9 protein-coding genes, 1 tRNA gene and 1 pseudogene are annotated in these 12,265 nt (G+C 38.7%); 7 read left to right on the top strand and 4 right to left on the bottom strand.

Going from position 1 to position 12,265, the window contains the following annotated elements:
- Positions 1-163 precede the first annotated feature (163 nt).
- The 4 genes from ahpC (at position 164) to LZP46_RS00705 (ending at position 4,681) form a co-directional block, all read left to right on the top strand.
- On the top strand, positions 164-727 hold the full coding sequence (ahpC, locus tag LZP46_RS00690; RefSeq protein ID WP_230243775.1) for an alkyl hydroperoxide reductase subunit C: 564 nt from the start codon (positions 164-166) through the stop codon (positions 725-727).
- Between the two features lie 196 nt (positions 728-923).
- Positions 924-1,808: a pirin family protein gene (locus LZP46_RS00695; RefSeq protein WP_236094346.1), complete on the top strand. Its 885-nt coding sequence runs from the start codon at positions 924-926 to the stop codon at positions 1,806-1,808.
- A 423-nt stretch (positions 1,809-2,231) separates the two neighbouring features.
- On the top strand, positions 2,232-3,539 hold the full coding sequence (locus LZP46_RS00700) for an FAD-dependent oxidoreductase (protein WP_236094347.1): 1,308 nt from the start codon (positions 2,232-2,234) through the stop codon (positions 3,537-3,539).
- A 311-nt stretch (positions 3,540-3,850) separates the two neighbouring features.
- Positions 3,851-4,681, top strand: coding sequence for an SAM-dependent methyltransferase (locus LZP46_RS00705; RefSeq protein ID WP_236094348.1), 831 nt, complete (start codon positions 3,851-3,853; stop codon positions 4,679-4,681).
- A 70-nt stretch (positions 4,682-4,751) separates the two neighbouring features.
- Here the strand turns inward: LZP46_RS00705 and LZP46_RS00710 are convergent.
- The 3 genes and pseudogenes from LZP46_RS00710 to LZP46_RS00720 all read right to left on the bottom strand — a co-directional run.
- Positions 4,752-5,009 (bottom strand): annotated as a pseudogene (locus LZP46_RS00710) (PAAR domain-containing protein); the annotation flags it as partial.
- A 360-nt stretch (positions 5,010-5,369) separates the two neighbouring features.
- Positions 5,370-5,445 (bottom strand) — tRNA-Thr (locus LZP46_RS00715).
- Positions 5,446-5,650: 205 nt separating this feature from the next.
- Positions 5,651-5,878, bottom strand: a complete 228-nt coding sequence (locus LZP46_RS00720; RefSeq protein ID WP_026438111.1) for a hypothetical protein — start codon at positions 5,876-5,878, stop codon at positions 5,651-5,653.
- Between the two features lie 394 nt (positions 5,879-6,272).
- Here LZP46_RS00720 and LZP46_RS00725 point away from each other — a divergent pair, with 394 nt between their 5' ends.
- From LZP46_RS00725 to LZP46_RS00735, 3 genes are all read left to right on the top strand, one after another.
- Positions 6,273-9,146, top strand: a complete 2,874-nt coding sequence (locus LZP46_RS00725) for a type VI secretion system Vgr family protein (RefSeq protein WP_178319018.1) — start codon at positions 6,273-6,275, stop codon at positions 9,144-9,146.
- Positions 9,146-10,897, top strand: coding sequence for a glycoside hydrolase family 19 protein (locus tag LZP46_RS00730; protein WP_178319017.1), 1,752 nt, complete (start codon positions 9,146-9,148; stop codon positions 10,895-10,897). The genes LZP46_RS00725 and LZP46_RS00730 overlap by 1 nt, the downstream gene beginning before the upstream one ends.
- 152 nt (positions 10,898-11,049) lie before the next feature.
- Complete coding sequence (locus LZP46_RS00735) at positions 11,050-11,289, top strand: hypothetical protein (RefSeq protein ID WP_180168693.1); 240 nt, start codon at positions 11,050-11,052, stop codon at positions 11,287-11,289.
- Positions 11,290-11,326: 37 nt separating this feature from the next.
- On the opposite strand, the gene LZP46_RS00740 is transcribed toward LZP46_RS00735, so the two are convergent.
- A complete protein-coding gene (locus LZP46_RS00740; protein WP_236094349.1) occupies positions 11,327-12,247 on the bottom strand; it encodes a Dyp-type peroxidase in 921 nt (306 codons plus the stop codon).
- Positions 12,248-12,265: the final 18 nt, after the last annotated feature.

The following is a 12,265-nucleotide window of genomic DNA, read 5'->3' on the forward strand; positions in this document are numbered from 1 at the left end:
TAGCAAATATCTATTTTCTCGATTAAATTTCAAACTATGATAGGATTTTTAATTTATAAATCCGATTATTTTTATAAAAAAACACTGTTTTACCGATTATTTCGATTTTCGTATTCTAACTACACAAGATAAGCAATCCCTGAAATGAAATGAGGAATTATCCATGAGTTTAATCAATACCCAAGTCAAAGCATTTAACGCAACTGCATACCACAATGGTCAATTTATTGAAGTATCTGAGCAAGACTTTATTGGCAAATGGTCAGTGGTGTTTTTCTACCCTGCAGATTTCACTTTTGTGTGCCCAACTGAACTTGCAGATTTAGCTGATCAATATGCTGAATTCCAAAAAATCGGTGTGGAAATTTACTCAGTTTCTACAGACACGCATTTTACCCATAAAGCGTGGCACGACACTTCAGAAGAAATCAAAAAAATTCAATATCCAATGATTGGCGACCCAACTTGGACCTTGGCTAAAAACTTTGACGTACTGATTGAAGCAGAAGGTTTGGCAGATCGTGGTACATTCGTGATTGACCCTGAAGGTAAAATCCAAATTGTAGAAATTAATGCAGGCGGTATTGGTCGTGATGCGCAAGAGCTGTTGCGTAAAGTAAAAGCAGCGCAATATGTGCATGCACATCCTGGCGAAGTTTGCCCTGCCAAGTGGAAAGAAGGCGATGCAACCCTAGCACCATCAATTGATTTAGTTGGTAAAATCTAACCGAATCATCACACTCAATTTTAAAAATCCAGAACTTCGTTTCTGGATTTTTTATGCCCATAATTTGTTTGAGCATGTGTAAGTTTCGGCAAGAGTATTCTATTCTTGCAATGCTGTATGCCGAATTTGCACTAGGTTGGGGTGTGATGAACGATTAAGATCAATGCATCTACTCCCCTAGCAATAGGTGTAACACATGAAAAAAATAATCGGTTTATATCGCAACCAAAACATGCATTCGGTGGGCGATGGCTTTCCTGTTAAAAATCTATTTTCTTATGACCGTTTAGGTCAGGCGATCAGTCCATTTTTACTCTTGGATTATGCGGCGCCGTATCATTTTGATGCAACTACGGCACAGCATGGTGTGGGTTCACATCCACACCGTGGTTTTGAAACGGTAACGATTGCCTATCAAGGCGAAGTGACGCATAAAGATTCAGCAGGCGGTGGTGGCACCATCAAAACAGGTGATGTGCAGTGGATGACAGCAGGTGCAGGTGTGGTGCATGAGGAGTTTCATTCCAAAGATTATGCAGCACAAGGCGGATTGTTTGAAATGGTACAGCTTTGGGTCAATTTGCCTGCCGCAGATAAAATGACATCGCCACGCTATCAAGCCATCGAATCTCAACATATTCCTAAAATTGAGTTTGAAAATCAGGCGGGGCATTTACGTATTATCGCAGGTCAGTACGCTGAGCAATTTGGACCTACTAGCACCTTTAGCCCTGTTAATGTTTGGGATGGGCAATTGAAAGCCGCACAGGCCCAATCGCTGCATGTGCTGGTAGACCACAACACTTTATTGGTGGTGTTGGCGGGTGAAGTGCAAGTCAATGGCAGCCAACTTGTGCAAGATCATTCAGTGGTCTTGTTTGCTCAAGATGGCGAAGCGTTAATTCAGCTTGAAGCACTGCAAGATACGCAATTTTTAGTGCTGACAGGCAAGCCACTAAATGAACCTATTCAAGGCTATGGTCCATTTGTCATGAATACCAAGCAGGAAATCATTCAAGCTTTTGAAGATTTTAATCAAGGTAAGTTCGGTGAAATTCCGATTCAACATCAAGCGGGTTAAGTTTTAAAAAATCTTAGCCAAGAAAAAAGCCTCATGTCGATGTTCCGACAGAGGCTTTTGTTATTTTGGCGCTGTCAAATTTCTAGTTTTAGCGGATTGATCATATTCTTTATGATAATTATTTGTGATTTAGTTATTAATTTTGTGCCTACTATCATAGCGTTAAGAGATTTATTTGTAAAACGAAAATTATAAAAATGGTTAATTTATCTATATGGTTTAGAACACTATTTATGGAATTAAAGAAATAATACGAATAAATTCTAAGGCTTATTTAAGCACTTTCTGATTGTTAAAAAATGTAATCATATTGCCAATGTACTTTGTGTTGTTTCTCTGTGAAAAGTACTCAATCTGGTAGTTTTTAATAGCTCATTTTCCTTAGGCATGGTTCATAATTTCATAAAGTATGTAAAAAGATGGATGATCGGTTTGGATATCGCAGTGATCGGTAGTGGTATGGCTGGACTGGCTACCGCAAGAATTCTTAAAGATGCAGGGCATAACATTACAATTTTTGAGGCGCTGCCTGGTCGTGGAATGGACAGTCATAGCATCGAATTTGAAGATGGTTTAATTGATGCGCCGTTACGGGTCATGAATCCACATTTGTGGAAAAACACCCTCAGCTTGGCCACACATTTAGGCATTAAAACTTATCCTGTACGTACATATATGGCGTGCAGTTGGTTATTTGAAGATCGTACCGAAACTTGGTTGACCACAAGCCGTACTCGTATTGGTAATTTCCCAATCATTAACAACCGTAAAGGAATCCAGCAATACGGTTGGCGTTTAGTGAAAGGCATGTTGCAGTTAAAAACTGCTATTGCTAAATTTTTTAAATCCAAGAACCAAGACATCACCCTTGCGGAATTTATCAATCGCAACGAGATTGAAGAAGTATTTTGGCATGGTGCAGTGATGCCAGTGCTTTACACCATTTGTACTTGTGACCCTAAGACCATTGGCGAATGGCCAGCAAAACCATTATTGGTGTTTTTACGCCAATTAACTGATGGTGATGCATTATTGCGTTTACAAGGTGGCACGCCCGCATTAGTTGATAAGTTGATTGAAGGCATTAATATTGAAAGTGGTGCAGCGATCACTCGCGTTCATCAAAAAGAAGATGGTGTGGTTGTTGAAAATTCTGAGGGTCAGTCGCAAACATTTGACCGTGTGGTAATTGCAACGCCAACCACGAAAGTTCAAGACTTCTTAGATAATCAACAATTTTCTGAAGATATTGAATTGCTTAAACAATTCAAATTCGAGCAGGGTGATTTGGTGATTCACACCGATCAAACGGTGATGCCGCCAAAACGTAAAGACTGGTCAGTTTTAAGTTATATGATGGATCGTAAATTTACCCGTCAGCAATTTACGGTATGGCTTAACTCGATTGAACCAACGTTGGTCGGCAAATCTCCAGTGTTCCAAACATGGCGTCCAGTCACACCAATTGATCCGAAAAAGATCATTTCAACGGTGACTTTAACCCGCGCTGTAGTGGATTCAAAGACGGTGGCATTAAACAAAGAGTTGCAGCAACGGCATCATCAAGACAATCGTAAAGTGTTCTTCTGTGGTTCATGGTCGTGTGATGGTTTGCCTATTTTAGAATCTGCAGTGACCTCAGCCATGCATATTGCAGAAATTTTTGGTGCGCCATTACCGTTTATTGATTTAAAACCACAAGTTGAGGTTGCGCCACAATTAGGTTATTAAGTTTAGGGTCTGTTGATATTTCATAAATGGTTTGTGCTGTAGGCTAAAACTGAGCAGATCAGGCATGAAACGCAGGGAATAGCGAGACTATTGCCAAGTTTCATAACGCAATCTGAGAAAGTTTTAGCCACAGCCTTTCAGGACAAGCATATTTTTTGCTGCTATTGCGTTATGAGTCAGTCATTTAGAATGACTAAATTTCCTGCCTCATGCCTTATATCGGCTAAAAAACCTTGCGAGATATATCTCTCATGTCGCAAACATAGATGAATTATCAACAGCCCCTCTTTTTTGAATTAGACTGAGTCAGTATGAAATGGCAACAGGCAATAAGACCGCATTTTCCAAAACATAAATATGCCATTCATGCGGCATATTTGGGAGATACTTCCGCATTGCCGTGGAGCAATCTAGGTTATTGGTCAGATGCAGTGGGATATGATTATCCTGCTGCATGTCAAAATTTAGCCGCGCATTTGGCAGCAGCAGTGCATTTAAATTCAAAAGATGTTGTACTGGATTTAGGCTGTGGGCAAGGTGCTAGTCTTAAATACTGGTTAGAACACTATCAAGTACAACGACTTGAGGCTATTGAGCTACAAGATCATCATGTGCAGTCGATTCGACAACATTTAAATTCAAATATTAAAATTCACGCTGCTTCATTTTTAAATTTACAAGCACTTTTTCCACAACCCCGTTTTGATGTGGTGTTTTGTATCGATGCGGCATATCACAGTCATTTGAATTCCTTTTTAAGTCAGGTGAGTGCAGTTTTGAATTCAAATGGACGCATGGGCTTTCATTATTTAATTTGGGCAGAGCAAGCGCCAACGCATGTATTCAAACAGCTGCAATATCGTGCCTTATTAAAATCTGCCGATGTCAATTTTAAAGATCTAATGTCTGAAAGTCAGCTTCGGGCAGTCTTAGCACAGTTTGAATTTAAACAGATTCAAGTGGAAGATTTATCGGCCCAGGTTCTAGCAGGTTTTGCTGATTATGTGAATCAGCATCTCAGGCATCGAGTGCAAAGGCGAGATGTAGACTGGTTTAAAATTGCTATGACCGCACGTTTATGTGCCAAGCTCTATACAGATGGCTGGATTAAATATGTGCAGGTGAGTGCGGAAAAAGCTTAATCAATCGTAATGAGCTGTTAGATGATGGGATTTTTCGGTGTTTAGTTGTCCATGCTTAGCTTTAAATCCTACCCACCACATGAAACTGCTTCGGTAAAATTTTTGCGCCACACGTCAATTGATCTCCGACATAAGCCACGGCTTTATCATCAAAAAGAATATGATCGTGACTTTTTATAATCGTGGACCAACGTTGGCACTGAGGGCAGAAATGTCCATCACCCGCCACTAAAAATAAATTTCCCATTTGAGAAACACGCATTTGGTTGGCAAGGATGATTCCACCATGATTGGTCATGGAATGATGCGTTGCAAAGCTTTGAGCCATGAGGTCTTCCTTAAACTGGAAAATTTTAGAGAAGCATTGTTTTAATACTCAATTTTCTAAGACTTATAATTTTAAATTTTTATTTTAATTCACAAAAATATTTTTAAATGTCAGTTTATATGGATGAAACATCAACAAAATAGACCATCAATATAAAAATACGATCTGAAATATGTGTACAGCATTCTAAATCATAAAATACATTTAACAAGTGAAAAGTCACAATCTTGTATTGCAATTGAAGTTTTGCAGATACATCGAAGCCCTAAATAAATTGGAGATTCGAGCAGCATGAGGAAGATAAAAATATACGTTTATAAACAAAAAACCTCATAAATTAGAAACTTATGAGGTTGAATATGGTGCCGGCACACGGATTCGAACTGTGGACCTACTGATTACAAGTCAGTTGCTCTACCAACTGAGCTATGCCGGCGTTGTGAAAAGAATTTTACAGAATTTTTACCTGTACGCAAGCCAAAAAGTAACCGTTTAATGCAAGGCATAGCGTTTTTGCAGAGTTTGTACACAGTGTTTTGGCGCGTTACAAATGAGGAAATTACACAGAAGGTTTTGTATGAAATGAGCCCAGCGAGTGGGCTCAAGGAAGAAAATAACTTGAAGTAAAGTGTGAAAAGCGATTATTTACTTCTTAAGATGCGGTCTAAATCTTGTGCACATTCCTCTAAGGTAAAGGCCATATCCAGTTGCATTTGTGGTTTAAGTTCATTTGCGAGCGTTCTCCATTGTTCAATTAGGCGAATGGCTTTTTGAATCTTATGTTTGTTGATGTCTTTGGCGATGGTAGGCGTGTATCCTCCACGTTTAGCATTTTTAATTTGTTTGACATAATTTTGGCTGTTATTCATGTTCGCTCCCGAATAGCAGTTATATATGTAAGGCATTTGCATGCTTTTATTATGCTAAAACTTAATGATGACCCTTTTATGTAGAAAGCTTAGATGACCAAGTAAAAATAAAAAAAGGTTTTGATAAAAAACAATAAATTTCTTCACATCCCCTTTTTTGACGGCATAACTCAGTTGTAGCATAGTGGTTAAAGATTGTCTTTATTGCAGAGTAACGTAATGTGTCATGTTTGTTGATTTATCATCAATAGAGGGATTGAGGATTATCAAAATTGGCGATGGAGATGGTCTTAACTGCAAATTCCATTTATTGCTTTATTCATTTTACGCTCTAGATAATTGCCAAGTTGCTGATTAGAATAGCGCCACGATAAAAATAGCAACGATAATAACCATGCAAAGTTCACTCTTTGCTGTATTAGAAAAATTTGGCTTAAGCCCTCAACACCGCACAATTCATATCCAGTTTTCTAATTCAGCCTTAAATCATCAGGTCTTTTTGCAGTGCGTTTATGGTCAGCATGCCATCAACCAAGGTTTGCAGATGGATGTCTTATGCCTCTCACCGCATGCAAATTTGCCGTTGAAACAATTTATTGGCAGTCGGGTGGCTGTAGATCAACTCACCGATCAAGGCGAATTATTTCGACATAGCGGCATTATTACTGCAGCAGCGCAAGGGCAAAGTGATGGCACGCTCAGTCTCTATAAATTGCAGATTCAGGATGCAACGGCTTTGTGGCATAAACGCCGCAACAGTCGGGTATTTATGAATAAAACTGTGGTGGAGGTGAGTGAAATTCTGTTTAAAGAATGGCAAGACCGCAGTGCATTATTTGCTGCAAGTTTAAGTTTAGATTTAAGTGGTCTCAGTCAGCGTTATGCAATTCGACCTCTCATCATACAATCCAACGAAAGCGATTATGAGTTTTTAACCCGTTTGTGGCGTAGCGAAGGCATCAATTGGTTGGTGGATGAAAAACAACCTTGGGTTGAGCATTTTTTAACGCCTATGGATACACAAAAATTAAGACTGATTGAGCAGAATAGTCATTATCAGCCCTTAAAACGTAGACGAGTGGCATTTCAGCGTACAAGTGCAATCGAGCAGCGGGATAGCATTTACACTTGGATGGCACAGCGTAACCTGCAACCCACTGAAGTACAGTTACAACGCTGGCAACCCGATCTTTTGGCACAGGACCAAAATTCAGTACAGTTCACATCGCCCTTACAAAGTAGCACACAAAATAGTGAAGCTTTAAGTTTAGAACAGGCGTGGTGCGTGAGTCCTGCGTGGATGCAAGACTTAACTGGGCAAGATCAGGTGACAGCTGCAAGTACCGAACAATTAGAACAATTGGGACAACAATTGGCTCAGTATTATGATTTGCAGGCAAAATATTTTTCCGCGCAAAGTAATTTACGTGATGCGCAAGTGGGGTATTGGTTTGAATTACACGGGCATGCTGAAATTGATCAACATCCCCAAACTGAACGAGAGTTTTTAATACTGTCCAAACAGTTTTATAACCAAAACAATTTAGCACCTGAATTACAACAGCATTTTTTGAGTCTGCTGCAACAAAGTCAGTGGACATTTCAGTTACCGTTGGAGGGTGATCCTCAACAATTTTGTCAATTGAATTTGATTCGACGACATATTGCGCTCGTTCCAGAGTTTAATCCATTAGTGCATCGTCCCGTGGCTTATCCACAGCGCGCTAAAGTGGTTGGACCTGAGGATGAAACCGTGCATGTAGATGCGTGGGGGCGTATTAAAGTTCGGTTTTTATTTACCCGAAGTGATGACCACTTGCATGATGGTGGTGCGGGTGCCAACGACAATGAGAGCGATTCGGCGTGGGTGGATGTACTCACACCGTGGGCAGGTGAGGGTTATGGTGCAAGATTTCACCCACGTATTGGTGAAATTGTGGTGGTGGATTTCTTTGATGGCAATATTGATCGTCCTTTTGTGGTTGGACGTTTACATGAGGCAGAACGACAACAGACACAATTCGATACAGTTGGAACTCTACCCGATACCAAATACTTGAGCGGGATTCGTTCACAAGAAATACGTGGTGCAGGGTTTAACCAACTTCGCTTCAATGACACCACCAAACAATTCAGTGCGCAATTGCAGAGTAGTCATGCTGCGAGTCAGTTGAATTTAGGATATTTGAGCCATCCAATGCGGCAGGAGGATTCAATTGGGCGCGGCGAAGGCTTTGAATTAAGAACTGATCGGTGGGGAGCTGTGCGTGCAGGTGCAGGCTTACTGCTTTCAACTCATCCACAAGCACAGGCACAAGCGTATCATTTAGATGCGAGTCCTGCCAAAAGGCAATTGGAGTCTAGTTTAGCGGCAAGCAAAGGCTTAAGTGAGTTGGCACAAAATCAGCAAACAGATCCTTTGGAAACACTGGAGCATCTCAAAGAATTTTTAAATCAAATTGAACTAGAAGATCAAACTAAAGCGGCAAGTTTTAAGCAGGCGGTTATGATTCTTTGTGCGCCCAACTCAATTGCAGTTTCAACTCAGCAAGATTTACACCTTTCTGCAGATCAACATATTCATCAAAGTGCCGCAGGCAGTATTAATGTTTCTACCCAAAAATCTGTGATTACACATGCACGCGATAAAATCAGTTTATTTGCAGCGGAGCAAGGTATACGTGCTTTTGCAGCCAAGGGTAAAGTCGAAATTCAGGCACAAGATGGTGCTATAGATGCAATTGCACGCCAGAAAATCAAGCTGATTTCTACGGAAGATCGGGTGGAAATTACCAGTCCAAAAGAAATTGTGCTAACGGCAGGTGGTTCACAAATCAAAATTAATTCAAAAGGTGTTTTTGTGAGTACTTCAGCTAAATTTGAGGCGAAAGCAGGACAGCATTGTTTTGAGGGTGGGGAGAAGATTATTGAAGAAAAAATAAGCTTGCCTAAGTCACCAACGTTATTCAGTAATAAAATTAATTATCAGTGGAATCAGCCCTCTACAGGAGAAAAAGAAATCTTTGTTTTAGATAAATTGAATGGAAAGCTCATTAAAACTAATAAATCTATATTAAATGAAAATAATCAATTGAGTACGTTACGCTTTTATACCTCTCAACCGACAGACTTTGTTGCTTTAGGCTTCGCGTCTTTATATACACAACTGATCCAAGAATCGAATCTTGACAATATAGATGAACTAATGGATGAGGTCACGGAGATTAACTCTGAGGACGATGTATATGCTGAAGAGGAGGTTAAGTAATGAGTAATTTAGTTACAGTAATCTCAAAAATTTATGATGCCTCTGGGAAATATGTTATCAATTTAAACGTTAAATCGCGTTATAAAGGTTCATCAAGAGAAAATTCAAAAAAAACAGATAAAGAGGGATTATTTATATTTCAAGGTTCGCCTAATCGAACTGTAGAAATTTTGGCAAAGCCTCCTAATGCTAAAGATTATATTGTGATTAAAACGCTTAACTCATCTCTTGTTTCTTCTAGAAACAATCCTCTAAAAGTATTTTTACCTAAAAGCATAGAAGAATATCGGAAAGAAAAAATTACACCTAGCTCAAAAGGAATTGTCACAACTTTATTTAAAGTCATAGATTGTAATGAAAAAGTTTTAATTAATTTCCCTGTGAAATCTCGTCCCAAAGGAAGACAAAGTTCATTTGAACGTACGACAGATGAGCAAGGAATTGTAGAAGTACTTTCTTCACCCAATCGGGACATAGAAATTCTAGTTTTGAATTTGGAAGATAAATTTGTACTGAAAAGTACTATTAACTCAGAAAATGGCTCTCAAACACCAATCATAATTAAACTAGATGAGCCTTATGAAAATTTTATAAGTAAGACATTCATAAGTCTTTTGGATCGTAATCATCAAGATTATGTGGTTGAAAATACCAAAGTGGAAATTGTTGCGTTAGGTACTCAAACTAAAAAAATTCTTTCTATATCCAATGGAAAAATTCCTGTTCAAAGCAGGGTTGGTGAGAAAATTCAGATTACTGTATTTAAGCCAGATGGCTCTCCTTTAAGCCCAGAAACTTATTTAGTAAAAAGCTTAAAACAAAATAATGTTAAATTGGTTTTGGATGTGGATGTCGTTAAAGGTAACACTAATCAGGATAAGCCAACCATAAATAAAAGAATAGATAACGCAGAGTGTGCTTGTAATAGAGATATCACTGTAGAAGAATTTAAGAAGATTACAAATACTTCGACTGCATTAAGTTTTTTAAATGATTTGAATCAACAATTTAAAAAATTAAGTATGAATAGGTGTTTAGAAAAAGCACATTTTATCGCACATACATTACATGAAACTGCGGGTTATAGACTTATGGAGGAAGGGCTAGGAGGAAAGTCGGAAAGTGAGGTTTATGATGGATATAAAGGTAGGGGCCTAATGCAAATTACCTATAAATCAAATTATGAGGGATATGGTAAAGCTATTAATGAGAACTTTCTAGGAGCCAATAAAGTACGTATTGCTACGGAGAAAAAACATGCGGTAGGTTCGGCGGTGTGGTATTGGCTTCATTCTAAATCAGGTGGCTTAACTCCTTATGCACTAAATAATGATTTGATAGCCACATGCTCTTTAATTAATGGGGGATATAATGGTTTCGATGATAGAGAGAACTACTTAAAAAGAGCTATTTCCGCTTTCAATATTAAAGAATGTGGATATCTTAATAAAAAAATAATAGCCACGTTGGACTCATATTTGAGTTTTGAGGAAAGTTCTATTGCGCAGAATAAAAGTGGTGAAAGCTTTGGTTGGGGACTATGGAATGATCCACTAGGTAAAAAAAAGGGAAAAATTAAAAATTTAAACGAAGCAAAAAAAGGATATATGCGTTTTCTTGAAATGACTAAAACGACAACCTTTCCATTTGGTACTAAAAAAGAAGGTGGGCAGATAGTGAGTCGAAAGCGTTATGGTTATACGGCGAATGCTGCGAAATTATTTGCTGAAAAAAGGTTAAAAGAATTATGAGAATTTTCTTTATTTTGTTATTTATTTTAGTTTCTTGTACACAGGTTTATTCTTCAGAAAAAGATTACTATTGTTTTAGTAGTGGTAGCAAATCTGTTCTATTGGTGCCTAGTGAATATCCTAATATAAATTCAATTATGTATTATCCATTCATGAAAAAAATTGAACTATCTACGACTTTAAGGATTGAAGAAGTGGATATGGGGGATAACGCCAAGCCTGAAATTTATAGGACAGTACAAGAGATTATTGACAATAAAGTGAATGGACAATACAGGTTTATGTCACAAGGCTATATCTTGTATGAAGCAGAATATTTAAATTTAAAAACTAAAAAGACAACAGTTTTTAATAAAATAAATTTAGATGCAAAGGGTATTAATTGCATTTAATAAAATCAAGAAGCCGACTCTCGTCGGCCTCTTTATCTTAACCTTCCAAAACTTCTTCTAGCAGCTCCTCACTTGGGGCAAAGTAATATGCGCCATCCATGGCAGTCACAAAGTGCAATAAACGGTCATGGATGCCATCACCTGAAGTACCAAACATGCGTTCTAACATGGCATCAATAATGCTCAAATCTTTGGTATAGGCAATAAAGAATAAACCCTGATCGCCCTTGCCATCACCATAAGGTAAAGAGTGGCGCAAAATTTCCATTTCATCGCCTGCATCATCTTCAACGACTGTACGTGAAACGTGCGAATTTTCAGGTTGTACATCTTCGTCTAATTCAATCGATTCCAGTTTGGTGCGTCCAATCACATGCTCTTGGGCATCGACTTTGAGCTTTTTCCATTTTTCTAAATCGTGGCAATAGCGCTGTGCAAAAATAAAAGAACCATCGGCAAACACGCCTGCATCTTCACCTAAAAGTGCAACTTCGGCACGATCATCTGGAAATTGTGGGTTTTCAGTACCATCAATAAATCCCGTCATGTCGCGTCCATCAAAATAACGGAAACAGACCCGTTCATCCAAGACTTCAATTTTGTCTTGAATCCCTTCAAAAAAGGTCTGACTGAGCGCAAAGCAAATATCTGAACGGGCACTCGCGAGATGAATAATCACATCGGCAGGCACGACAGGCATTGGGTACGCCCCTTGAATCGGTTGTAATTGTTTAAAACCATCTGGAGATTGCTCATAGAGTTGTGCCCAAAGTTCAGGGCCAAAAGCAACGCCAGTTTTAATTTGGGCATGTGGATGTTGGGTAATCAAACGATCCCGTGTGCTAAACAAGTCAGCCAATTTTTCTTTTAATTCAGCAATGCTTAAGTCTTTTAAACGAAGTACAAGAAAGCGAGCATGATCTGAAGGTAGTGGCAAAATTACAGATTGGGCAGTCATGTATAGCTCCTGAAAATT

It is taken from the genome of Acinetobacter sp. SCLZS86 (assembly GCF_021560715.1).
GTDB lineage: Bacteria > Pseudomonadota > Gammaproteobacteria > Pseudomonadales > Moraxellaceae > Acinetobacter > Acinetobacter towneri_A.